Annotated in this window: 27 protein-coding genes; 3 read left to right on the top strand and 24 right to left on the bottom strand. The window is 30.5% G+C overall.

Annotation, left to right across the window (positions count from 1 at the left end; genetic code table 11):
- Positions 1–110: 110 nt before the first annotated feature.
- Positions 111–881: a histidinol phosphate phosphatase gene (locus KPL54_RS13780; RefSeq protein ID WP_216107114.1), complete on the bottom strand. Its 771-nt coding sequence runs from the start codon at positions 879–881 to the stop codon at positions 111–113.
- Between the two features lie 136 nt (positions 882–1,017).
- Positions 1,018–2,250, bottom strand: a complete 1,233-nt coding sequence (locus tag KPL54_RS13775; protein ID WP_375372993.1) for a serine hydroxymethyltransferase — start codon at positions 2,248–2,250, stop codon at positions 1,018–1,020.
- A gap of 398 nt (positions 2,251–2,648) precedes the next feature.
- On the opposite strand from KPL54_RS13775, the gene KPL54_RS13770 reads away from it, so the two are divergent.
- Both KPL54_RS13770 and KPL54_RS13765 read left to right on the top strand, forming a co-directional pair.
- On the top strand, positions 2,649–3,422 hold the full coding sequence (locus tag KPL54_RS13770; RefSeq protein ID WP_216107112.1) for a threonine/serine exporter family protein: 774 nt from the start codon (positions 2,649–2,651) through the stop codon (positions 3,420–3,422).
- A complete protein-coding gene (locus KPL54_RS13765) occupies positions 3,419–3,850 on the top strand; it encodes a threonine/serine exporter family protein (protein ID WP_216107111.1) in 432 nt (143 codons plus the stop codon). The genes KPL54_RS13770 and KPL54_RS13765 overlap by 4 nt, the downstream gene beginning before the upstream one ends.
- Positions 3,851–3,880: 30 nt before the next feature.
- Here KPL54_RS13765 and KPL54_RS13760 read toward each other — a convergent pair whose 3' ends face one another.
- From KPL54_RS13760 to KPL54_RS13665, 20 genes are all read right to left on the bottom strand, one after another.
- Positions 3,881–4,186: a metal-sensitive transcriptional regulator gene (locus tag KPL54_RS13760; RefSeq protein WP_216107110.1), complete on the bottom strand. Its 306-nt coding sequence runs from the start codon at positions 4,184–4,186 to the stop codon at positions 3,881–3,883.
- Positions 4,183–5,964, bottom strand: a complete 1,782-nt coding sequence (gene aspS / locus KPL54_RS13755; RefSeq protein ID WP_216107109.1) for an aspartate--tRNA ligase — start codon at positions 5,962–5,964, stop codon at positions 4,183–4,185. The genes KPL54_RS13760 and aspS overlap by 4 nt, the downstream gene beginning before the upstream one ends.
- A gap of 79 nt (positions 5,965–6,043) precedes the next feature.
- Complete coding sequence (locus KPL54_RS13750; RefSeq protein WP_216107108.1) at positions 6,044–7,471, bottom strand: coproporphyrinogen III oxidase; 1,428 nt, start codon at positions 7,469–7,471, stop codon at positions 6,044–6,046.
- Positions 7,472–7,524: 53 nt separating this feature from the next.
- A complete protein-coding gene (locus KPL54_RS13745) occupies positions 7,525–8,133 on the bottom strand; it encodes an MBL fold metallo-hydrolase (RefSeq protein WP_216107107.1) in 609 nt (202 codons plus the stop codon).
- A 10-nt stretch (positions 8,134–8,143) separates the two neighbouring features.
- A complete protein-coding gene (gene dtd, locus KPL54_RS13740) occupies positions 8,144–8,590 on the bottom strand; it encodes a D-aminoacyl-tRNA deacylase (RefSeq protein ID WP_216107106.1) in 447 nt (148 codons plus the stop codon).
- A gap of 32 nt (positions 8,591–8,622) precedes the next feature.
- Complete coding sequence (locus tag KPL54_RS13735; protein WP_216107105.1) at positions 8,623–10,806, bottom strand: RelA/SpoT family protein; 2,184 nt, start codon at positions 10,804–10,806, stop codon at positions 8,623–8,625.
- A 116-nt stretch (positions 10,807–10,922) separates the two neighbouring features.
- Complete coding sequence (locus KPL54_RS13730; protein ID WP_071612980.1) at positions 10,923–11,441, bottom strand: adenine phosphoribosyltransferase; 519 nt, start codon at positions 11,439–11,441, stop codon at positions 10,923–10,925.
- A 77-nt stretch (positions 11,442–11,518) separates the two neighbouring features.
- Complete coding sequence (locus tag KPL54_RS13725) at positions 11,519–12,391, bottom strand: DHH family phosphoesterase (protein WP_216107104.1); 873 nt, start codon at positions 12,389–12,391, stop codon at positions 11,519–11,521.
- A gap of 138 nt (positions 12,392–12,529) precedes the next feature.
- Positions 12,530–13,396: a protein translocase subunit SecF gene (gene secF, locus KPL54_RS13720; RefSeq protein WP_216107103.1), complete on the bottom strand. Its 867-nt coding sequence runs from the start codon at positions 13,394–13,396 to the stop codon at positions 12,530–12,532.
- 4 nt (positions 13,397–13,400) lie between these two features.
- On the bottom strand, positions 13,401–14,639 hold the full coding sequence (gene secD, locus KPL54_RS13715) for a protein translocase subunit SecD (protein WP_216107102.1): 1,239 nt from the start codon (positions 14,637–14,639) through the stop codon (positions 13,401–13,403).
- Between the two features lie 79 nt (positions 14,640–14,718).
- Positions 14,719–16,083, bottom strand: coding sequence for a thioether cross-link-forming SCIFF peptide maturase (gene scfB / locus KPL54_RS13710; RefSeq protein WP_216107101.1), 1,365 nt, complete (start codon positions 16,081–16,083; stop codon positions 14,719–14,721).
- 61 nt (positions 16,084–16,144) lie between these two features.
- Positions 16,145–16,282 carry a six-cysteine ranthipeptide SCIFF gene (gene scfA / locus KPL54_RS13705; RefSeq protein ID WP_071612985.1) on the bottom strand — a complete coding sequence of 46 codons (138 nt, stop codon included), beginning with the start codon at positions 16,280–16,282 and terminating at the stop codon, positions 16,145–16,147.
- Between the two features lie 69 nt (positions 16,283–16,351).
- Positions 16,352–16,720, bottom strand: coding sequence for a TIGR04086 family membrane protein (locus tag KPL54_RS13700; protein WP_216107100.1), 369 nt, complete (start codon positions 16,718–16,720; stop codon positions 16,352–16,354).
- 102 nt (positions 16,721–16,822) lie between these two features.
- Positions 16,823–17,113 carry a preprotein translocase subunit YajC gene (yajC, locus tag KPL54_RS13695; protein WP_216107099.1) on the bottom strand — a complete coding sequence of 97 codons (291 nt, stop codon included), beginning with the start codon at positions 17,111–17,113 and terminating at the stop codon, positions 16,823–16,825.
- 99 nt (positions 17,114–17,212) lie between these two features.
- A complete protein-coding gene (gene tgt, locus KPL54_RS13690; protein WP_216107098.1) occupies positions 17,213–18,343 on the bottom strand; it encodes a tRNA guanosine(34) transglycosylase Tgt in 1,131 nt (376 codons plus the stop codon).
- A gap of 57 nt (positions 18,344–18,400) precedes the next feature.
- Positions 18,401–19,426 carry a tRNA preQ1(34) S-adenosylmethionine ribosyltransferase-isomerase QueA gene (gene queA, locus KPL54_RS13685; RefSeq protein WP_216107097.1) on the bottom strand — a complete coding sequence of 342 codons (1,026 nt, stop codon included), beginning with the start codon at positions 19,424–19,426 and terminating at the stop codon, positions 18,401–18,403.
- 88 nt (positions 19,427–19,514) lie between these two features.
- Positions 19,515–20,522 (bottom strand): Holliday junction branch migration DNA helicase RuvB, encoded by a 1,008-nt coding sequence (gene ruvB, locus KPL54_RS13680; RefSeq protein ID WP_216107096.1) that lies wholly within the window; start codon positions 20,520–20,522, stop codon positions 19,515–19,517.
- 14 nt (positions 20,523–20,536) lie between these two features.
- Entirely contained in the window at positions 20,537–21,136 is a 600-nt protein-coding gene (ruvA, locus tag KPL54_RS13675; protein WP_216107095.1) for a Holliday junction branch migration protein RuvA, read from the bottom strand.
- A gap of 278 nt (positions 21,137–21,414) precedes the next feature.
- Entirely contained in the window at positions 21,415–22,182 is a 768-nt protein-coding gene (locus KPL54_RS13670; RefSeq protein ID WP_216107094.1) for a hypothetical protein, read from the bottom strand.
- Positions 22,183–22,280: 98 nt separating this feature from the next.
- The gene (locus tag KPL54_RS13665; RefSeq protein ID WP_216107093.1) at positions 22,281–23,276 is read right to left on the bottom strand and encodes a YbgA family protein; all 996 of its coding nucleotides are present in this window, start codon (positions 23,274–23,276) and stop codon (positions 22,281–22,283) included.
- Positions 23,277–23,503: 227 nt separating this feature from the next.
- Here KPL54_RS13665 and aat point away from each other — a divergent pair, with 227 nt between their 5' ends.
- On the top strand, positions 23,504–24,172 hold the full coding sequence (gene aat, locus KPL54_RS13660; RefSeq protein ID WP_216107092.1) for a leucyl/phenylalanyl-tRNA--protein transferase: 669 nt from the start codon (positions 23,504–23,506) through the stop codon (positions 24,170–24,172).
- A 97-nt stretch (positions 24,173–24,269) separates the two neighbouring features.
- On the opposite strand, the gene splB is transcribed toward aat, so the two are convergent.
- Positions 24,270–25,280 carry a spore photoproduct lyase gene (gene splB, locus KPL54_RS13655; RefSeq protein WP_216107091.1) on the bottom strand — a complete coding sequence of 337 codons (1,011 nt, stop codon included), beginning with the start codon at positions 25,278–25,280 and terminating at the stop codon, positions 24,270–24,272.
- Positions 25,281–25,363: 83 nt separating this feature from the next.
- The gene (locus KPL54_RS13650) at positions 25,364–25,597 is read right to left on the bottom strand and encodes a hypothetical protein (protein ID WP_216107090.1); all 234 of its coding nucleotides are present in this window, start codon (positions 25,595–25,597) and stop codon (positions 25,364–25,366) included.
- Between the last annotated feature and the right edge of the window lie 282 nt (positions 25,598–25,879).

The following is a 25,879-nucleotide window of genomic DNA, read 5'->3' as shown; positions in this document are numbered from 1 at the left end:
TATAGTAATACTAGAAACTATTGAAGTTATAAAAGCGCATTGAGATGGAGCCATTACAGCTGCAGTCATTGCCTGCAGTATAACACATATGGTAAGTAACCCATAGTTTATTATATAGACATATACTCCATTTTTCTTTCTTTAAAATAAACAGGTTTCAAGTTGCATATTTCACAGAGACTAATAGCCTGAGTAAAATAAGCACCAATATTTTCTGCATTATGAGCATCTGAACCTATGGTTACATATTTTCCACCTACTTGCCTATATGCTTTATAAATATTAATTAAATTATTATATGCTTCCCTGTTTCCAAGACGCCTAGTATTAATTTCAATAACTTTTTCATTTTTTACTATTGTTTTAAAAATTTCATTTATGTATTCATCAAACTCATGATAATGTATTTCCTTATCATTGTAAGTCGCATATCTCGATATATAATCAATATGGCCTAAGCTATCAATGAAGTCATACTGCTTAACATTCGCAATCATACTTAAAAAATATTTGTCATAGGCTTCTTTTTTTGTCTTACCTTCATAATATTTTGAGCAGTAAATATCTTCCCCACCTGCTGCGTGTATAGACCCAATTATATAGTCAAAAGGATATTTGTTTGCAACTTCTCTATTTTCCTCTAAACAAATTTCTTGCATTCCAATTTCAATTCCAAGCATAAGCTTTTTACTCCTATATTTTTCATAGTCATTAAAATACTTATCTATATCAAACCCAATATCTACTCCTGCTTCAAATTTTAAATCTAGATGCTCTGTAAAAGTCATACCTATACCACTTTTTCTTGATTGTTCCAAAGCATTCTGAACTTTCATTTCAGAGTCATTTGAAAAATCTGTGTGTATATGTGAGTCAATCATAATTCATCCCCCTAGCATTTTTTTCTAATGTTTAACAACCTTCAATTATATTAATACCTTAATTATATCAAAAGCTAGCATAAAAACATACAGCAGCAACCTAAGTAAATTAGGTTACTGCTACTTTTTATTCTTTCTATTTATATAATGGGAATCTACTACATAACTCTTTTACTTTTTCTCTAATTGGTACTAAATTTCCTTCTCTATTTTCTATAGTTTCATTTATGAGTTCAGCTATTATTTTCATTTCTTCTTCTTTAAATCCTCTTGTAGTTACAGCCGGTGTACCAATTCTTATACCACTTGTAATAAATGGACTTAAAGTTTCATTTGGTACAGTATTTTTATTTACTGTAATCCCAACGATATCTAATAACTTTTCAGCTTCCTTACCAGTAATATTTTTATTTGTTAATTCTATTAATAAAAGATGATTATCTGTACCACCAGATACTAATTTAAATCCATATTTTTGAAGTTCTTTTCCAAGTAGCTTAGCATTTTTAACCACTTGATCAATATAAACTTTAAATTCTGGTTTAAGAGCTTCTCCGAAACAAACAGCTTTGGCTGCTATAGTATGCATTAAAGGTCCTCCTTGCATACCTGGGAAAATTGATTTATCTATTGCCTTTGCATATTTTTCTTTGCATAAAATTACTCCACCTCTAGGACCTCTCAAAGTTTTATGAGTTGTTGTAGTAACAAAATCAGCATATGGAACTGGCGACTCATGTGCGCCCGTTGCAACAAGGCCTGCTATATGTGCCATATCTACGAACATATACGCATTAACCTCATCACATATTTCTCTAAATAGTTTAAAGTTTATAGCTCTTGGGTAAGCACTAGCTCCAACAACTATCATTTTAGGATTATGTTTCTTAGCCAAAGCTCTAACTTTTTCATAGTCTATTGTTTCTGTCTCTAAATCAACACCATAAGGAACAAAATTATATAATATTCCAGAGAAATTTACCGGACTTCCATGAGTTAAATGTCCTCCATGGCTCAAATTCATACCTAGTACTGTATCTCCTGGTTTAAGCACAGAGAAATATACAGCCATATTAGCTTGAGATCCTGAATGAGGTTGCACATTAGCATGTTCTGCACCGAAAAGTTCTTTAATTCGTGTGCGAGCTAAATCTTCTACTTTATCAACTACTTCACAACCGCCATAATATCTTTTTCCAGGATATCCTTCTGCATATTTATTAGTTAATATAGATCCATTTGCTTCAAGTACAGCTCTACTAACAAAATTTTCTGAAGCAATTAGTTCAATATGATCCTCCTGTCTTGTATTCTCTTCCTCAATTATTTCATAAATTGCTAAATCACTGTTTTTTAAATATTCTTCCATGTTCATACCCTTCCTCTCGTCTTTTAAATTAAACAATCTAATAAAATGATTCCGTTAATAATTATAAAAATCAATAAAAATAATACTCTGAAATTTCAGAAATAAATAGTATAAGTATATTATAAAATTTTATACGATAATTATCAACTAAAACATGCTAATTTCATGAATTTTTATTGTTTTTCTTATAAAATATTATTAATATAAGAAATTAGCGCTACCTAAATCACATTTTTTAATCATAAGTTACATATTAAAATCCGCAAAATAATAAATAAGATAACTTAATTTTCTAACTAATAAGAATTTATTAGCTTTATGGTATATACTGATAGAGCAATTTTATTATTATATACTATATAATATCTAAAGTTAAATTTATTCAGAAAGGAGATTATATGTATACTGACGATATCATTCAAATCGCTGCTGAAGCCGGTAAAATCATTTTAGAAAATGGTGGGGAAACTTATAGGGTAGAGCAAACAATAACTATGATATGTAAGTCTTACGGCGTATCACGAACCGAGAGTTTTGTTACTCCTACGGGCATTATGATTTCTATAACTAATAGTAAAAATCATACCATTTCATTAATTAGAAGAATTCACATTAGGACGGTTAATCTTCGCAAGGTTTCCATGATTAATAATCTATCAAGGCAAGTTGTATCGGCCCCTTTATCAATAGTTGATATAAAAAAAGAAATTGAATATATTAATAATTTACAACCTTATTCTGAAAAGACTACTACTTTTTTTTCAGCTTTCTGCGCAGGATTTTTTACGTTACTTTTTGGTGGAAATTATAAAGATTTCTTTGTAGCCTTTATAATCGGAGCCCTTATTAATTATTTAAGTTTATTTTTAGATAAATTTGAAATAAATAGTTTTTTAAAAAATACGCTTAGCGGTTCTGTAGCTGCACTCATAGCGCTAATAGCTAATTCACTTCATTTAGTAGGTAATATGGATACTATAATAATAGGATCAATAATGTTATTAGTACCTGGCATAGCCATTACAAATGCAATAAGGGATACTATTGCTGGAGATTTAGTTTCTGGTATATCTAGATCAATAGAGGCTTTATTTATAGCTGTTGCCATATCTTCTGGCACGAGTATAATTTTCAAAATTTGGTTCTTATTGTTTGGAGGTACTCTTGTATGATTCTTAATTCTTTTTACGCATTTTTAAGTTCTCTATGTTTTGGAGTACTATTTAACATCCGTGGTAAAAACCTAATAATTGCATCACTTGGAGGTGGACTTGCTTGGCTAACTTATCTTATTTCTGGAAGACTTCAACCATCCCTCGTTTTTTCATTGTTTCTTGCATCAATGGTTGGTAGCATATATTCAGAAATAATGGCAAGATTATATAAAAATCCTGTGACTATGTTTGTAATCTGTGCAATTATACCCCTTGTGCCCGGTGGTGGAATGTATTATGCCACCCTTGAAGCTGTAAAAGGTAATTTTACTGTTGCCCTAACCAAAGGCGCTGAGACACTATTTAGTGCAGGTGCAATTGCAGTTGGAATAGTATTAGTAGCTTCAATAAGTACGATTTTTAAAAAAATAAAAATAAAGAAGTAAAATTTGATATCAAATTTTACTTCTTTATTTTTACTTTAAAAACATAAGAAAAGTTGAGACTAGCTCTTCAATTTTAGCTTTTTCTTCATTCTTTTCTTCATCACTACCATTATCTTCATGTAAAAGACAGTTCTTTGTATATCTTTCTAAAACAAGTCCACCAACTTTATTCATAGCGGCTCTTGCTGCGGCAACTTGAACCAATACGTCTTTGCAGCAAGCTTCACTTGTTATCATCTTTTCTATACCTTTAACTTGTCCCTCAATCTTTCTCAATCTAACTTGAATATTTTTTACTAATTCGTCATTTATTGATTTATCATCATCATTTATCATTTTACCTCAGCTTTTGTAATACCAAGTTCTTTTAACTGTTTGTCATCGACCATGTTTGGTGCCTCACTCATTGGACAGTAAGCATTTTGATTTTTCGGGAAAGCAATAACATCCTTGATATTATCTGTTCCTGCTAAAAACATTATCATTCTATCTAGTCCAAAAGCAAGTCCGCCGTGAGGTGGTGGTCCAAATTTAAATGCTTCTAGTAAGAAACCAAATCTTTCCCATGCCTTTTCCTGCGTAAATCCTAAGACTTTAAGCATAGTTTCTTGAAGCTTAGAACTATGTATTCTTATACTTCCTCCACCTAATTCTTCTCCATTTAAGACTATATCATAAGCCTTAGCACGAACTCTACCTGGATCTGATTCAAGATACTGTAGATCCTCATCCATTGGCATTGTGAAAGGATGATGTGCTGCTATATATCTATTTTCTTCTTCGCTATAATCAAATAAAGGGAATTCTGTAATCCATACAAAATTAAATTCCTTATTATCTTTTAAAATTTCTAGTTCTTTAGCTACATGTAATCTTAAGGCTCCTAAACTTTGTAGTGTTATACTATCCTTATCTGCAACAATAAGGACTAAATCTCCAGTTTTTGCCTCTACCTTATCGAGTATTTCTTGCATTTGCTGGTCACTAAAAAACTTAGCCATAGGTGATTTTATTCCATCTTCTTTACATGCAATCCAGGCAAGCCCTTTTGCTCTATAAGTCTTAACAAACTCACCAAATTTGTCTAGTTTCTTTCTTCCCATATCTGCAGCATTCTCAACTTTTATAGCTCTTACTGAGCCACCATTTTCTATAGCGCTTTTAAACACTACAAATTCAGAATCTTTTACAACGCTTGTAATATCGTTAATTTCCATTCCAAATCTTATATCTGGCTTATCTGAACCATATTTACTCATAGCTTCTTTATACTTCATTCGCCTTATAGGAAGCTTAACATCTTCATTCACAACTTCTTTAAATACTTTTTTAATTAGTGCTTCGTTAATAGCCATAACATCATCTTCTTCAACAAACGACATCTCTATATCAATTTGTGTAAACTCTGGTTGTCTATTAGCTCTCAAATCTTCATCTCTAAAACATCTTGCAAGTTGAAAGTATTTATCATATCCAGACACCATTAGTAATTGTTTAAATAGCTGTGGTGATTGTGGAAGTGCATAAAACATACCTGGGTAATTTCTACTTGGGACTAGATAATCCCTTGCACCCTCAGGAGTACTTTTTGTAAGCATAGGTGTTTCTATTTCTAAGAATCCATTTTCATCTAAAAAGTCGCGAACAACCTTAGTTGTTTTAGATCGTATCATAAATATTTTTTGCATATCTGGTCTTCTTAAATCTAAGTATCTATATTTTAGCCGTATATTTTCTGCTGCATCTAGACCTTCTTTTATATATATAGGTGGTGTTTCTGATTCAGACAATATTTTTATGTTCTCGCCTTTAACCTCTACAAGCCCTGTTGGGAGATTTTCATTTGGAGATTGTCTTTTAACAAGTTCACCAGTTACAGCAAGGCAGTACTCTGGTTTTACTTTATCTGCTTTTTCAAAAGCTTCCTTGTTTATTTCTTCTCCAAATACTAATTGAAGTATTCCTGTTCTATCTCTTAAATCTATAAAAACAAGTCCCCCTAGATTTCTTTTTCTTTGAACCCAGCCCATTACTGTTATTGTATTTGATATGTGTGATTCTCTAAGATCTCCACACATATTGGTTCTCTTTAAACCATTTAATGCTTCTGCCATTTTATTTTTCTCCTTCCTTATGATAAATTATATTAACACTTAAATCAGTACCCTTAGGCGCTTTAATATCCATTATATTTTAAGTATATAATGTATTTAGTAATACAATTTTCTTATCAATCATTTCATCTGCTCTTTTTATGTATTCACGAACATCCTTTACGTTTGCGAACCTTTCATGTCTATTTTCATCTAAAAACACGACTTTAGAAACCGCATCTGCACCTAGTGCAATGACTGTCTGTTTTTCTTCAATCATTTGAATATTATAGATTCCTTCTTTAGAAAGAGCTGTGTATCCTATATTTTCCATATTGCCTATCATATTTTTCTGCTTATACATATAATATGGTTTCATATCAAGTTTTTTTGTTAATTCTACAGTAAGCCCATACATTTTATTTAATTCTTCTTGCCCTGGAACTTCAAACCTATAATTATTAAGCATATTTTCATGAAGTCTTGAAGCTCTTTTTATAGACATACCATGAATTGTAATACTATCTGGTTTAATCTTATAAATTTCATTACAAGTTTTAATCATATGTGAAATTTTTTCTCCAGGTAGACCTACTATCAAATCCATATTTATATTGTCAAACCCTAATTCCCTTGCCATTTCAAATTTTTTGAAAACATCTTCTACAGAATGATTTCTTCCAATTAATTCCAATGTATCATCATTCATAGTTTGAGGGTTAATGCTTATTCTATGTACCCCATATTTTTTCATAGTAATTAATTTTTCACGTGTTATGCTATCCGGTCTTCCACATTCTACTGTAAATTCGCGCACATTGTTTTGCAAAATAAATGCATCATATATATAATTCATTATAAACTCAAATTGTTCATTGTTTATTGATGTGGGGGTACCCCCTCCAAAATATACACATTCTATATTTAACTTCTTTACGCGTACATAATTACCTATACTCTTAATCTCATGAGCCAAAGCCTCAAGATAAGGCATAACAATATTTTTACATTTACCTATAGGATTAGAAGTAAAAGAACAATATATACACCTAGTAGGACAAAATGGCATATCAATATAAATACTTATATTATTTTTTTCTTTATTAACAATATTTCGCTCAAACTTTGCAACATCGATACAAAGTTGTGCTTTATCTTCTCTTGTAACATGTTTTTCTTTAAACTCTGCGATTATTTTATCGTCTGTTATTCCCCTTTCGAGCAAGTCAAGAGCTTTTTTAGAGGGTCTAATCCCTATTATGGTACCCCAGGGAAGTTCCTGAGTTGTGTTTTTTGAAAAATATATAAAAACAGCCTTTTTAACTTCATCCTTAAGTTTATATGTATTATTAACAAAATACTTAAAGCTTTCAGGCTCGCCTTGTATATCTATTACAGTTTCTCCTACATTAATATTAAAATCATAATCTTCTTCTACGAATTTAATGTCCGGAAAAAAATAAAATAAATTTATGATTTGAAATACATCATAATTAAATTGTTTATCACTTAATTTTACTTTTATCATCTTAACTCCTTAATAAACATAGTGTATAAAATTCTAATATATTATACACCATATTACTCCTGTAAAAATGGATTATTTAATTTTTCTTTATTTATAGTGCTACCAGGTCCATGACCAGGATAGACCAATGTGTCACCTGGAAGGCATAAAAGCTTTGATTTAATACTATTAATTATAGCATTAAAGTCTCCACCTACGAAATCTGTTCTCCCAATAGAACCTGCAAAAAGTGTATCACCAGTAAACGAATATTTGCCTGTTAAAAAGCTCATACCACCCGGTGTATGCCCTGGAGTATCTACACAAGTAATTTGAATGTTTTCAATTTTTATTATATCACCATCACTTAATAATTTATCTGCACCACCTTTAATAAGAGGTCCAAATAAATACTCACCTTTAGTTATTAAATCATCATCTTTTTTGCTTATACAAACTATTGCATTTGTTATTGCTTTAAGTTCGCAAACTCCAGATGTATGATCTACATGACCATGTGTTAAAAGTATATACTTAACTTTCGCACCCATATTGTTTATTACTTTAACAATATCATCAACATCTCCACCTGGATCAATCACTACCGCTTCACTTGTGTTCTTATCCATTACAATATAACAATTGGCTCCATATATTCCTGCTATAACTTTTTTAATTTCCATTCTAATCCTCCTAGAAATCTTTTTTACTCTCTAAAAGTAGAGTTACTGGGCCATCATTTTGGATATAAACCTGCATATCCGCCCCAAATTCTCCAGTTTTAACTTCGCCTATTACTTCTGAACACTGTTTTACAAACTCTAAATACAATTTTTCGGATTGCTGACCACCAAGGGCTCTCATAAAACTTGGTCTTCTGCCTTTCCTACAATCTCCATATAATGTGAATTGTGAGACTATAAGAAGTTCTCCGCCAACATCTATTAAAGATTTGTTCATTTTATCATCTTCATCAAAAATTCTAAGATTTAAAATTTTATCCTTTAAGTACTTTATATCATCAAATGTATCTCCATCGCATATTCCAACTAAAACATTTAAACCCAGCCCTATTTCACTAACTACTTTGCCACTCACTTCAACCCTTGATGATTTAACTCTTTGAACTACTGCTCTCATAAATACATCTCCTAAATAAAATAAAACAATTCTTAATTTTTAATCCTATAAACTTCTAATACACCAGATAATTTAGCTATTTTCTTTTGTAATTCTTTCAAATTATCTATACCTGCAACTTTTAACTTTATATTTATTAAGGCAACATTATTTTTTAAAGTTTTTGCATTTATTGAATAAAGTTGGGTTTTAGTTAATGTTATTATCTCCATTATACTAGATAATAGACCATATTTGTCATCTGCTTTAATTTGAATTTCGGTAATATAACCTTTCCCCTCTGAAGCTCCCCAGCTTACTTCAACCACCTTATTTGCATCATTATTCATTAGAGATTTAGCGTTTTTACAATCACGTCTATGAACAGAAACTCCACGTCCCATTGTTATATAACCTATTATTTCGTCTCCTGGAACTGGGTTACAGCATTTAGCGAAACGTACAAGTAGATTTCCTTCACCTTTAACTATTAATCCTGAATAATCCAATTTCTTTTTATCATCTTTGCCTATAGTCTTAGTTATCTTTTCCTCAATATCCTCAACCGTCATATTTTCTTGTTTGTTTTTATTCTCATAAACTTCTTTCAATCTATTAACTACAGTTGAAGGCATAATATCTCCCACTCCAACATATGCAAATAAATCATCTAAACTTCTAAAATTATATTTTTTATATATTTTTTCTATTGCTTCGCCCTTAGCAATCACTCCAAAATTATATTCTTGTCTTTTAGATTCTCGTTCTAATAATTCTTTACCTTTTTCAATGCTTTCTTCTCTTTTGGACTTTTTAAACCAGGCCTTGATTTTACTCTTGGCTTGATTACTTTTTGTTATATTTAGCCAATCAATATTAGGACCCTTAGCCGTAGGTGAAGTTATAACTTCAACTATTTCTCCAGTTTTTAAGTGATATTCAAGTGGCACCATTCTTCCATTTACTTTTGCACCCATACACTTATTACCAATATCTGTATGTATTCTATATGCAAAATCAATTGGAGTTGCATCTAATGGCAAGTTAATAACCTCACCTTTTGGTGTAAATACGAAAACTTCATCTGAGAATAAATCAATTTTAAAACCTTCCATAAATTCTTCTGCATCAAAAGTTTCTCCTTGCCATTCAAGAATATCCTTTAGCCATGAAAGTTTAGAATCAAGATTTTTATCATCACTTTGATCTGTACCCTCTTTATATTTCCAATGAGCTGCAATACCATACTCTGCAGTTTTGTGCATCTCATAGGTTCTAATCTGTATTTCAAAAGGTTTTCCATGTGGTCCTATTACTGTTGAATGAAGTGACTGATACATATTAGGTTTTGGCATAGCAATATAATCTTTAAATCTTCCTGGAATTGGTTTATAAACTGTATGTACTATCCCTAAAGCCGCATAGCAATTACCAATATCATTAACTAAAATTCTAACTGCAGTCAAATCAAAAACTTGATCTATAGTCTTATTTTGGGTAACCATCTTTCTATATATACTGTAAAAATGCTTTGGTCTTCCATCAAGTTCAGCTTCTATTCCAACAATATTTAAGTTATATTTTAATTCCTCCATTATATTGTTAATGTTATCTTCACGCTCAACTCTTTTTTCAGCAATTTTTCTTACTAGATTATAATATTCATTTGGGTTTAAATACCTAAGTGATAAATCCTCAAGTTCCCATTTTATTTTAGACATTCCAAGCCTGTGTGCCAGCGGAGCATAGATATCCAACGTTTCTTTTGCCTTTTGTTTTTGTTTTGCAATCGGCATATATTTAAGCGTTCGCATATTATGAAGTCTATCTGCAAGCTTAATAAGAATAACTCTAATATCTTTTGCCATAGCAAGTAACATTTTACGAACATTATCAGCTTGTTCCTCTTCCTTAGTCTTATATTTTATGAGACCAAGCTTAGTAACGCCTTCCACTAAATTTGCTACTTCTATATTAAATTCTCTGCTTACATCTTCAAAAGTATATACTGTATCCTCAATTACATCATGAAGTAAGCCCGCAACAATTGTACTAGTATCAAGTCCCATTTCTGCTAAAATACATGCTACTTCTACTGGATGAACTATATATGGTTCACCAGATTCTCTCTTTTGCTCTTTATGTGCAGCATAAGAAAAATTAAATGCTTTAATAATAAGGTCTTTGTCTACATTATTACAATTATTTTCAATCTTAGATAATAATTTTTCTAACATGCTTATACACTCCTAAAATCAAAGGCTGGTTAAATAACCAGCCAATACTTTTTACTAATATTATATAGTAATTTGTAGAATTATGCAATTTTAATTTATTCACTAAATAAACTAGACTAACTATTATATTTTACAAGAGACATTATATCATAATCCTTAAGTTTCTCTTTCCCATGAAGATCTGTAAGCTCTATTACAAAGTTTAAAGAAATAACATCTCCACCCATTTGTTCTATAAGTTTTGTTACCGCTGCAACTGTCCCACCAGTAGCAAGTAAATCATCTACAATAACTACTCTTTGTCCAGGCTTTATTGCATCCTTATGTATTTCAAGTTTATCAGTTCCATATTCAAGTTCATACTCAATTTGCAGCGTTTCATAAGGTAACTTACCAGGTTTTCTAACTGGTACAAATCCTGCTCCAAGAGCATAGGCTACAGGTACCCCAAATAAAAAGCCTCTTGCCTCTGGTCCCACTATAACATCTATTTGCTTATCTCTTAAATACTCAACAATATCATCTATTGTCTGCTTAAGAACCTTTCCATCTTGTAATATGGTAGTTATATCTTTAAAACTAATACCTTCCTTGGGAAAATTTTCTATTACTCTAATACTATTTTTAAGTTCCATTGTTATCCCCCTAAATTAAATAATTTACACAAATACATAAAAAATACATTATTTTTACTCTTGCCATATACTAAACATTATATACTATTTTTAAGTTCCTTATCTAAATATTTTGATATTTGCAGTGCCCTATTTTTCTCTGTTGTTATAAATAACTCAACAACAATTTTAGCATTATCCATTTTTCCAACAGGATTAATTGTTGGTTTTACTGTGGATGCTAATTTTAGAACTGTTGCCTCATTAATAATATTAATATTATGTATTTTTATCAATGCACAAATCCCATAATTAGTTGTACAATTTAATTGTTTTATACCTTCTTCGACTATTATTTTATTTTCACTTTCAATCTTTTTCCTGCTATATATAGTACCTATCATTACCAAATCCATATATTTGTTTATAGATTTCATCTTGTAGTAAGTTGAAATCGCTTGAGCTAGTTTAAACGTCATCCCGCAGGTGCATAATTCCTTAAATGGGTAATTGCATCCCTTTTGCTTTGGGTTGACAACTATAGTGTGTGGGACGTGTTTAATTGGTTTGTGAAAATCAGTTATTATAACATCTATCCCAATACTTTTACATAGTTCTACTTCACTAAAAGAATTAGTACCACAACCTAACGTTATTATAAGTCCAGGTCCTAAATATTTTATATGACCTGTAATATCTTTTTCAACTAAATCGCGATTTTCACTAAGTTCACCTGGTATAAAATACTCAACATCAGCATTTACAAACTTTAAAACTAACATCAACAAAGATATTGCAGTAATACTATCCACATCATAAAATCCATATAAGACAATTTTTTCTCTATAATTTATCGCTTTTATAATCCTTTTTAATGCATCCTCCATTCCCTTTAATAAAAATGGATTATACATGTTATATTCTATAAAATCATTATTATTCTTTTGTATGTTTTTAAAAAAATCCACCATAAAAACTCCTCGATATTAATAGAAAATATATAATTGTAGTTTTCTATTATGTAAAATAAAAAAAACAAAGAAGTAATTAATACATCATACTTCTCTGTCCTTTGTTTTTAATTGTTTAAATCGAACTATTAATTGCGATTATGCAGTTACTTTCTTAGTTCTTTTCTTAAGAAATGCCCACATAGGACTTGCTATAAAGATTGAAGAATAACATCCAACTCCTATACCAATTAACAGTGGACCACTAAGATCTCTTATAGCTGGTACGAATACCCATACCGAAAATATACAAATTAAAACTGTAACAACTGTATTTATTGATCTAGCCATTGTTTGTGTAACACTAGTATTAGTAATCTCTTCTATAGTTGCTTTTCTCATAATTCTCTGGTTTTCTCTTATTCTATCAAATATAACAATAGTATCGTTAATAGAATAACCAACTACAGTAAGAATAGCAGCTATAAAAGTTGCATTTACTGGTATTTGAACTACTGCATATACTGTAATAGTAATTAAAATATCGTGTACTAATGCAAGTATTGCAGAAGCTGCAAATTTAAATTCAAATCTAAAACCGACATAAACTAACATGAAAAGCATAGCAACAATTAAAGCAACCACTGCTTTTGACTTTAATTCAGAACCAATAGATGCACCAATTGTATCTTCTGAAACTAAAGTACTAGATTTAAATTGTGTCTTAATTTCTTTTAACATGGTTGCTGTTTCATCAGCTGAAAGAGCATCGCTTTTTACAGTTATTTCGATTTCTTTAGCATCATTTATTGTTTTGGATAAATATTCATCCTTTGCGTGTTTATCAATTATTTTATCTACATCTGACTTATCAAATTTTTGATTCATATTTATAGTAATTGCTGTACCACCTTTAAAATCTATACCTAAATTTAGACCTTTAGTTGCTATGACCCCCATTCCTATTACAATTATAATTAGAGATATAGAAAACCATAATTTAGTCTTTTCAACTATCTTTAGCATATGTTTACCCCCTCTTTACGCCAAAATGAGATGTTTTACTTATTAGTCCCATTTCAACTGCTAATTTCAATAAAAATTTAGTACATGTAAGTGCTGTAAATATACTTATAATTACACCAACTACTAGTGTTAGTGCAAAACCTTTAACCGAACCCGTTCCCATCATATAAAGCACTAAACCCGCAACTATAGTTGTTATATTTGAATCTAATATTGATGGAAGTGCTCTATGGAAACCAGCATGTACTGAAGATTTTATTGATTTTCCTGTTTTAAGTTCTTCTCTTATTCTCTCGAATATTAACACATTAGCATCTACTGCCATACCAATCGTAAGTAGGAATCCAGCAATACCTGAAAGTGTTAAAGTAGCATTCATAGCTGAGAATGCTCCGAGAACCAAAACAACATATAACAATAAAGATATATTTGCAATAACCCCTGGTGCTCTATAATATAAAAGCATAAATAGGAATACAAATAATATTGCTACGACTCCTGCCTTCATACTTTGTGCCATTGCTGCTTCACCTAAAGTAGCACCAACTGTTTTAACTGAAACGGCTTTTAAAGATACAGGTAATGCTCCTGATTTAATAATTTGAGATTTTGTTGTAGCTTCTGCTAATGTTGCAAACCCATTAATTTCGGCCTTACCATCGGTAATAGCTACTTGCACTTTAGGAGCAGTTAATACATCTGCATCCATGTAAACAGTAATTACTTGTCCTATAAATTTCTGAGTTGCTGCTGCAAACTTTGTCTTTCCTGAGTCATGAAGTACAAGATTTATAACAGGTTTATTATCTTGACCGTATGCTGCAGTGGCGTCTTTTACATCTTTACCAGTAAGAATTGTTACTTTATCAGGACCAACAAATTTTAGTTCTCCTGATTTAGCGACCGTATCAAGAATTTCTTTAGAATCAAATTTACCTGGTATTTCGATTCTAATTCTATTAAGACCTTCTTTGGCAACTAATGTTTCACTAATTCCCATTTTGTTAACTCTCATAGAAATAAGTTCAATAGCCCTGTCTAAAGTTTTTGCATCAACCGCTCCACCTTTAACTTCTTCTAATACTGAAATTCCACCTTGTATGTCTAACCCTTTGTTTATTGTTTGAGTAAATGGTTTAACCCTATAGTCTCCTATTGTAAATCCGTGAAATCCTGTAAATGCTAATAATCCAACAACACAAACACTGATTAGAAACAGTATCGTACTTTTCTTCTTTTTCATGTTTATCCCCCTCACTGTTTACTCATAACTGCAATTATATTATGATTAACAATTTTAGTCAATCTTACCTAAATATAATTTACTTATTCATAGTTTGTGCTTTTAAAGCTATAGCACATTCTATCCTCTTTTTTTGCATCTTGCATCCAATTTCATATGGTGTATGCATATCTCCATTGAAATTAAAGTTATTTGCCTGACATCCACCACTACAATAAAATTTAGCCCAGCACTCTGTGCAAGTAGGTTTATTGTAAATATGGGCTTCTTTAAATTCTTTAACCATCTTTTTATTAGTAATCCCAGTATATATATCTCCTATAAGGAAATCTTTATTACCAACAAATTGATGACAAGGGTATATATCACCATCTGGCGTAATCGCTACATATTCATGTCCAGCTCCACACCCTGCTATTCTCTTATATACACAAGGTCCACCCTTCAAATCAATATTAAAGTGATAAAATTTAAAGCTTGTCCCATCCTTATATCTCTTAAGCATATCTGCATATAATTTATCATATTGCTCAAATATCACTGGTAAATCTTCCTCTCTAAGTGAAAGTTTATGCTCAGGTGGAAGTACTACTGGCTCTATAGATATTTCTTCAAATCCTAAATCAGCCATATGCTTTATATCTTCAAAAAAGTCAGTATTTTCTCTAGTGAATGTTCCCCTAACATAATACTGCTTTGATTTATCTCTCATATCAACCATTTTTTTAATTTTAGGAAGAATGTTATCATACGAACCACTTCCATCTACCTTTACTCTAACCTTATCATTAACAGCTTTTCTACCATCTATGCTAAGTACTATATTGCCCATATTTTCATCCATATATTTCATGATCTCATCATTAAACAATGTGGCATTAGTAGTCATAGTAAATCTTATGGATTTTTTATAAATTTTCTCTTGAACCCTAGCATATTTAACTATTTCTTTTATCATTTCAAAAGCCATAAGTGGTTCTCCACCAAATAAATCTATCTCAATATTTTTTCTAGGTCCAGATTTCTCTAAAACAAAATCTATTGATTTCTTTCCAACTTCTACTGACATTGCTTTTCTAGCGCCATGGTACTCACCTTCGTCAGCAAAACAGTACTTACATCTTAAGTTACAATCATGAATTATATTTAGACACAGTGCCTTTATATATGGCTCTTCTTTTTCACCACTTAATGCAATTGATTTGTATAAATCTCCTGTGTACAAAGTTTCTTCTTGAATTAAGCTTTGAATTTCGTCATATACTTCGCTAATATCTTCTATTGAATATTTATTTTTAAAATCTTCTATTAAATCTTCTTTTTTTCTAAGTTCATTTTCATCTAAAAGATCATAAACTATTTCATCTACCATATGTAGTGCTCCAGAATTTACATCAATTACATAGTGTTCATTATCTTGGATAAATTTATGAATAAGTGACAATTTTCTTCCTCCTAACTAAATTTAAAGCAGTAACCCTAAGTTACTGCCCCCGTTAACATTATTAGTTTTCACAAGCTAAGTTAGCTACTGTGCAAGAAGTTTTACATGCTGACTGACATGAATTAGCACATTCCTTGCATCCTGGTTTTTTTAAACTTTCTTTGATTGTTGCTGCATTTATAGTTTTTATATGTTTCATTTTTATTCCTCCATATCATAAAGTTGACCTGTACATCATATCATAATATTCTAGCTAAATAAAGTAATTTTATAAATTTATTCCAAGCATTCCTGATAAGGTACCTATACCTAAAGCGAGTGACGTTCTTACTATTTCGCGCGTCCCAATAGCAGCGCTTCCACCACCAAAGACTTTAACTAAGTACAAAATTAACATGTAAGTCGCAGCAACCATAATACCCATTAGCCAACCTTTTTCCCCTGCTTTTTTCGCAGCGAATATAGATCCGTAAAGTACACTCACGAGTGTTATTACAATATAAAAAACGGATGTAACCTTCATGCTAGCTGGTAAAACAGTTGTTACTATAGAATAAATAACTAATATAATTAAGGTTAAAATCGAAGCCCTAAATACTCCTTCTCCAGCGTAAGAATACTTTTTTTTATTTTCCATGTAAATCCCCCCTTTTCTATAAATTTCAATAAATAAACAATTTTTTTATTGAACTCTATAATATTAATTATGATTTGAAAAGGGGTTTTATTACATAATTTACTATTTTTTCTCTACTACTTCATTAGTATTTAAATTTATAACAGTTCCAATTCCACTTTTTGCTAATTTAATTCTAGTTCTGTCTGGACCACTTTCTAGTATAATATACTCATCTTGGATGTTGATGATTTTTCCCATCACACCGCCTTTAGTCAGTACTTCATCATTTACTTTTAAGTTGTTTAAAAGTGCAGCATATTTTTTCTTTCTTTTGTTTTCTGGTATAAATATTACTAGATAAAATACTGCTAGCATTAATACCATTGTAAACACACTTCCTAATTGTCCCATCTATTTTCTCCTCCTTTCAATAATTGTTTCTCTAACTTATAATAAAATAATTTTCCTATAAAGATATATCTTATAGGATAATCATATTATAGTAAATAATTATTTTCCTTCATTCCACTGAGCAAGTTTCTCAGCCTTAAATTCTTCAAAGCAATCATTATCAATAGCATCTCTAATATCTTCCATAAGTTTATTATAAAAATATAAATTATGAAGTACACAAAGCCTCATTGCGAGCATTTCTTTTGCTTTAAATAAATGTCTTATGTAGGCTCTAGTATAATGTTTGCATGTTGGGCATTGGCATCCCTCATCAATTGGACCAGCATCTAGCTCAAATTTAGCATTAAACATATTTATTCTACCATCTTTCGTAAAAACATTTCCATGTCTTCCGTTTCTTGCTGGCAATACGCAATCAAAGAAGTCTACTCCCCTTGATACAGCCTCTAATATATTACTCGGATAACCAACCCCCATAAGATATATCGGCTTATCCTGTGGCAAATGCGGAACAACTGCATCAATAATTCTATACATTTCTTCGTGGGATTCTCCAACCGCAAGGCCACCAATAGCATAGCCATCTAGGTCCATTTTACTAATTGTTTTAGCATGCTCTATTCTAATATCCTCATATGTTCCACCTTGATTTATACCAAATAACATTTGTTTGTTATTTATAGTGTCACTTAAAGAATTTAATCTATCCATTTCAATCTTACACCGTTCGAGCCACCTTGTAGTTCTTGCTACTGAATCTACAACATATTCTTTGGTAGAAGGATTAGGTATACATTCATCAAATGCCATAGCAATAGTAGATGCTAAATTGCTTTGTATTTGCATGCTCTCTTCTGGACCCATGAATATTTTTTTCCCATCAATATGAGAATTAAAGTAAACGCCTTCTTCTTTAATCTTTCTCATTTTTGATAAAGAAAACACTTGGAAACCACCTGAATCTGTAAGAATAGGCCTATCCCAATTCATGAATTTATGAAGTCCTCCCATTTTACGCACAACCGTATCTGTTGGTCTTAAGTGTAAATGATAAGTGTTAGACAATTCTACTTGGCAGTTAATTTCTTTTAAATCCATAGTGGATACGGCACCTTTAATTACGGCTAGTGTACCTACATTCATAAATACCGGTGTTTGAATAATACCATGAGGTGTTGTAAATTCACCACGTCTTACTTTACCACTTTTCTTAAGTAATTTATACATAATTAACCCACTTTCTATACACTAATTACGAGTTAGCTCTTTATTTACTATTATTTTTTAATATAAAAACATTGCATCTCCAAAACTGAAGAATCTATATTTTTCTTTAACCGCTATTTCATATGCTCCCATAATTAAATCTTTATCTGCAAAAGCGCTAACCAACATTATTAATGTAGATTCTGGCAAATGAAAGTTAGTTATTAATGCATCAACAATTTTAAACTTATATCCTGGATATATAAAAATGTCTGTCCATCCTGATTTCGCACATACTCTTCCACTATCATCTGCAATACTTTCAAGCGTTCTGTTAGAAGTTGTACCTACTGCAATTATTCTTCCACCATTTTCCTTTGTTTCATTTATTACCTGCGCCGTTTCACTATTTAACATATAATGTTCTGAATGCATTTCATGTTCTTCTACTTCTTCTGCTTTTACAGGTCTAAAAGTACCTAGACCTACATGTAATGTTACAAAAGCAATTTTAACGCCTTTAGCCTTGATTTGTGCAAGTAGCTGCTTTGTAAAATGAAGTCCAGCAGTTGGAGCTGCGGCTGATCCTTCCTCTCTCGAGTATACAGTCTGATATCTCTCTTTATCTTCTAATTTTTCAGTAATATAAGGAGGAAGTGGCATCTCTCCAAGTTTATCTAAAATCTCTTCAAAAATTCCGTCATATTCAAATTCAACGATTCTGCTTCCACCCTCTGAATCACTAATAACAGTTGCTTTAAGCTCTCCATTACCAAAAATAAAGGTTGCTCCTATCTTTGCTTTTTTACCAGGCTTAACTAAAGTTTCCCACTTGTTAATGTCTATTCTTTTAAGAAGTAAGAATTCCATCTTACCACCTGTTCCCTCTTTAACTCCAAGTAGCCTTGCTGGCAATACTCTAGTATCATTTAATACTAAACAATCACCTGGATTTAAATAATCTATTATATTCTTAAAATGTTTATGCTCTATTTCTTTTTTAGTTTTATTAATTACCATAAGCCTTGACTCATCCCTTTTCTCAAGTGGATGCTGCGCTATAAGTTCCTTTGGTAAGTCAAAATAAAAATCCTTTACTTTCAAAATATTACACCCTTTCTTTATGCAAAAATCATTTAAATTTTATGTCTATCATAATTAATATTATGAATTATTTAAGTTTCTTTGCTTTTTATGTCTTTTGTGGTCTATTTAAATGTTGATATGCTTTTTTAGAAGCTATTCGTCCCCTTGGTGTTCTTATTATAAACCCCTTTTGAATTAGATATGGTTCATAAACATCTTCAAGTGTTCCTATCTCTTCTCCTACAAAATAAGATAATGTTTCAATACCTACTGGTCCACCATTAAAATTATCTATAATAGCTTCAAGCATTTTGTTATCTATCCTATCAAAACCTTCGTCGTCTATTTCAAGGAGTTCTGATGCAGATTTTGCTATATTAAGATCTATAATTCCATTTCCCTTAACATCACAATAATCTCTTACCCTTTTAAGCAAACGATTTGCAATTCTTGGAGTCCCCCTTGAACGTCTTGCAATTTCCACCGCAGCATCACTCGTAATATCTACTTTCAAAATAGCTGCTGAACGTATTACTATTTCTTTTAACTCACCTTGAGAATAATATTCCATAGCACTTAACACTCCAAATCTATCACGAAGTGGGGCAGTTAATAACCCAATCCTAGTAGTTGCACCAATGAGTGTGAATTTTGGAAGATCTAGTCTTATGGATTTTGCAGATGCTCCTTTTCCTATAACAATATCAAGTGCATAATCTTCCATAGCAGGATATAAAATTTCTTCTACAGATCTGTTAAGTCTATGTATTTCATCAATAAAAAGCACATCATAGTCACTAAGGCTAGTTAAAATAGCTGCTAAATCCCCCGCTCTTTCTATTGCTGGTCCAGAAGTTACTTTTAAATTACCTTTCATTTCTTTCGCAATAATATTCGCAAGAGTTGTCTTACCAAGGCCTGGTGGTCCATATAAAAGCACGTGATCAAGAGCTTCATCTCTATTTTGAGCTGCTTTAATAAATATACTTAATTTTTCTTTTATTTTGGATTGACCAATATATTCTCCAAGTTTTTGAGGTCTTAGAGAATACTCTGCATCCACATCTTCCTGCGTGATAGACGAAGTAATAATTCTTTCCTGAGTATCATCCATAGTATATTCCCACCTTAGTTCATTAAATATTTCAAACAATCTTTAATTATATTTTCAAGTGATTGTTCATGACTTACAGCACTCATTGCCTTTTCCGATTCTTTTTCAGAATATCCTAGTGAAATAAGAGCACCCAAAACCTCCATAAGTTTTCTATCTTCTATTAAATTCATTCCTGAATTCTGTGATAGGTCTTGAGTGGTAGACTGCTCAAGATGTATCTTTTCTCTAAGTTCCAAAATTATTCTTTGAGCAATTTTCTTGCCTATACCCGGTGCCCGGATTAAAGTTTTTTCATCACCTGATACAATAGCATACTTTAAATTTGTTACACTGCAAATAGAAAGTAATGATAAACCAGCTTTTGACCCAACCCCATTTATACTAATTACAAGGCTAAACATCTCTATCTCATCTTTTGTTAGAAACCCATACAAACCAATAAAATCTTCTCTAACAATTTGTTTTATATATAATAATACCGTTTCATTTGTTTTAGGCATCTTAGCCATAGTACTTCCAGAAGTATATATTCTATAACCCATACCGTTATTGTCAAGTATAATATAGTCTTTATTAAAACCTACAAAAATGCCTTTTATATATTCGAACATAATACTTCCTCCTTGCTGCTTCCTTTAGGATGCTAATTATTAATTGTTATCCTTATATTTTTATAGCAACATATATTACTTTACCACCTAAACGTTATTAATTCAATAAATAAGATACATGAAAATAAAAAAATATGGTAAAAAGCCTTAAGATACATATTTCTTAAGGCTTTTTTATTAGAAAAATACATTTCTTAAAGTTTTATCCTTTTAGAAAATATATTTCCTAATGACATAATACATATTTTATTATTTTAACGACATTTCAAATTAATTTATCATGACTTTAATAGACCCATAGCATAATCAAAAGCCTTTGCTGGAGATTTGAATTCTCCTTTTTCATATTCTTCGCTATCTTCCACATCTTTTTTAGTATCATCATCTTTGCTATATTTTCTACCGCGAATAAGATCTTCCACTAGTCCATCTTTTTCTTTCAGGTCGATTATTTTAATATGTTGTAATTCGCCTTTGTCTATAGCTTCAAAATCATATTTTTGCTGTTTACCATCTGCTGAATAAACGTTAGCATTAAATAGTTTACTCGCTGCTATGTTTCCATTTTCATCTGTTTTATATATTGTTACCATGTCGCTATACACACCTAGAAAATATCTATTGGCTTTATAACTATATCTATTGCTATTATTAACAAAAACCACTTCATCAGTACTCATATTAAAAACTGTGTAACCTTGATTCTTAAAATATTCATTAAGTTCTTCTTTATTTTTTTTAATTAATACTTTCGAACTATTAAAATACTTTTCAAGTACCATATTTCTCACTACATTATCTTTATATTTAATCTTAAAAATGAATTTTGTGTCTGTTGTTACCCTAGCCAAATTAGTGGTTACAGATGTTTGTAATGAATTACCATTTTCAATAGCTTTAGATGTAAATTTTAAATATGGTAAATTGCCACAAGCTTCAAGTTTTAAATCATTTTTGTTCATATAATGTATTAGAGAATAATTGGCACAAACAAAAGCTATTAAGATTATTGTTAAAAGTGAATATAAAATTTTTTTATTTTTCATATTTCCCCTCCTTATTTGGAATTATGTCCAAACAAAGGATTATTCATTCAATAAATTAAAAATATATCACAATTATACATAAAATTATATTTGTTTTATTATTTATCTAGACCTTTTCCAGAATCAGTAACATTATCTAATTGAAGCGGATAAGGTTCAAAGAAAGTTTGATTGATAAGATTTTTCTCTTCAAAACGTATAGCATTTGATTTTATAACATAAAGTGGAACACTAAAAGGTATTTTACTTTCTCTGTATTGTTCTATTGTATTTAAAATAAATTCTTTTTCTCTATGTGTTAACTTATCTGAGAAATATCCCATAGATTTTATAAGCACATTTATATTAGATGTATATCTTGGTAACTTATTAAGGGCAAGATTAAGGTTTATTGCATATTCTTCATAAACTTGCTTTGCGCTTACTTCCCCATGGCTACCTATAATTCTCCCGAGTATTTTTAGTTGCTTTTGGTTGTATGACATAAGAAGAAGCTTGTTTGTACTATGAAACTCAACTAAATCTTCTATAAGCATACTTTCTTCTATAACTCTAAAATTCTTCATAATATATAATTTTGTTAAAAAATGCTGCCTTATATTATAGTTTTTAACCCTTCCATCATCCTCGATGGCGGCACTAGGAAATTTATTTATTACTAGTTCACCAAATAATCCTTTTCCTTTAACCGATGATGAACCCTTTTGTGCACTTTTATAAATTTTAACTTCCTTTATGCCGCAAGATGGGGATTTACTTTTCAGTAAAAATCCATCGACTTTCGGAAGATTTTTGAGGAATTCCTCTCCAAATTCAAACATTTCCGTGCTTAATTCCCTCTCAGTAACGTGTTGCACTAATTTTACAGGTGATAGTTCATCTTCTTTAACAATCCTTATAGCTTCCCTAGGTGTATCGAGTCCTATTTGTATCTCTGGGCAAACCGTTATAAAATCCACATATTCCTTTAATTTATCTACTAAGTGACAGCCGTCCATCTGACCATTATATCTGCACGCTTCAAAGCCTAAGCATCTACTCACAACAACTACTGGTTTCACATTATTTATTCTTTCCTTATAAGACAATTTCATATAAAAACATCCTCTCAACAATTCACTATAATTTTTCATTTGATTATATATTTATGTTACTTCAATATTTATACTACTTCAATATTTATTTTAGTTTTCCTCTTTTTTATGATGCTCCATAACTTTCTTTTTAATCAAATTTTTATGTCTATCAATGTAAAAGCATGTAAGATTGATTTAGATAGTATATAATAAGGTTTATAGGTTATATCCTGAAAGGAGTTATTATGACAGTTTATAGATTATCAAATGAATTAATATTCCCTCACCCATCTCTTTCAGATGATGATGGATTACTCGCCATTGATGGAGATTTATCGCAAGAGAGATTATTACTTGCATATTCTAATGGAATATTCCCCTGGTACTCAGATGATGAACCAATACTTTGGTGGTCACCAGATCCAAGATTTATTGTTTATCCAAAAGATATAAGAACCTCCCACTCTATGAAAAAAACACTTAAAAAGAATATATATAAAGTTACCTTTAATACTCACTTTAGGGATGTTATATCTAATTGTTCAAATCTCAGGCGTGAGGCTGGCACATGGATTACAAATGAAATGATTGAAGCTTACTGCAAACTTCACACGCTTGGCTATGCCCACAGTGTAGAAACTTGGTTCAATGATGAATTAGTTGGTGGACTATATGGCATAAGCATAGGAAAATGTTTTTTTGGTGAATCAATGTTTTCTACTATGGATAATGCATCTAAAGTTGCCTTTATTACCTTTGGTAAAGTACTAGAAAACAAGGGATTTTCTTTAATTGATTGTCAGGTTCATACAAATCATCTTGAAAGTTTAGGCGCCGTTTACATGCCTAGAGAAAAGTTTTTAGAACTTGTGAAAGATGGAATATCAAAATTGCCTTTAAAATTATCATTATAAGCTACCTAATATTAAAAATGCTAAATATAAAAAATAAATAAACATGAAGACATAGATATTCATGTTTATTATTTAAATTACTAAAATATTTTAATTATTAAGTGAAATATTCAATTATTACCAAATCAAAATTATTGTTTATCAGTTCTGAGATATAATTCTTTATTTCCTCGCTCTCTGGTTTCTTATATACATACTTGAATTTTCCATATGGTCCCCATTTTAACAACCTTTTTTCTTCATCCATATCAAGCTTAGTATTTTCAAATCTCTGCACTATAAGTTCTTTTGCAGCCTTTGTAAATCTATGTTGAATAAGTTCAAAACTTATTTCCTCATGATAATCTGCAAGAGCTATTTTTAATGTTTCAAATAGTTCCTTATACTCCGCCCTCCAATTATCATATATCATAATGGGTGCAATTATAAATCCTATTGGATACCCAGAAGAAGCTATTTTTTTGACTGCGCCTATTCGTTCTTTAAAACTTGAAGTATTATGTTCAAAATTGTCTATTACATAAGGCGTGTTTAAAGTAAATCTAAATTTTGTGTGTTTGTTATGTTTTAGTTTTAAAAATGGATCAACATCATCAAACTTTGTTACAAGTCTAAGTCTTCCCTTCTCACTCCTCCCAAAAAACTCTATGCATTTTTTTAAATTTCCACTTAGATGCTCAAGTGCAATTGGATCAGTTATACTAGCACATTCAAAAGAAGTAATACTTGGCAAGTTAGCATCTATATAAGTTTGTATATTTTCTAAAATCTCTTCAATATTTAGGAATATTTTCATGAAAGGCTTCTCACCTTGAGTAGTTTGCAGATAACAATATTCGCAATTTGCAGGGCATGAACTTGAAAGTGAAAATTGGTAATCTGCGGATGGTTTACAACTCACTAATTTTCTTTGACCATTTGTTGTAAAAAGAACAGTCTTTTTAGCTGCTACATAGTTTTTCTCGGGAGACCCAGAGTCTATTACAACTTTTTTTGAATTAACTATAGGTACCTTTAATTCTTCTAGATATTTTATTATTTTTTTCGATTCCTCATATTTTAATAATTTCGGGTCCATATAGGCAATATCTGGTATAAATAACTTCATTAAATTCACCTCATAGGTATTGTTTTATTAAATAAAGTTATTTATACACTTATCCTATTTATAAAATTACATCTTTGAAAAACCTATCTAATATTGTACTTGTTAATCACCTTGTTTTTTAGTTTTTTACCCAATGTCTCACCTAAAAATCTATCAATCATATCATCCTTAGTAGCTTTACCTTCTATAAATATATTGAATTTTTTACAAAGCTTGCTTAAATCACTTTTACTTATATCATAAGTTTTAATAAAACTTTTTGCAGTTTTAATACTAGTCATAGCAATTATTCGTTTATACATTTCATCATTAGTCATGATAACACCTCTAATCTTTTATTTATCAAATACATTAACATTATATCATCTTAACCCTTATCAATACATCAATTATAATAAAATCTATTACTTAATTATATTTTAAAACAAAATAACTGATTGTAGGATAGTCCTACATCCAGTTATTCATTTTAATTTCTCGTAATATACTTTAATGACATTTCAGAAGGAAAGTCTTCCACTTATATAAGTGAGAGTTACATACCCTAACTAATATAAAATTTCAGAAGGAGTATAAATCTCCTTCTGAAGTCATTAATA

It is taken from the genome of Clostridium estertheticum, assembly GCF_018861295.1.
GTDB lineage: Bacteria > Bacillota > Clostridia > Clostridiales > Clostridiaceae > Clostridium_AD > Clostridium_AD estertheticum_D.
This window is presented reverse-complemented; position numbering and strand designations above follow the sequence as displayed.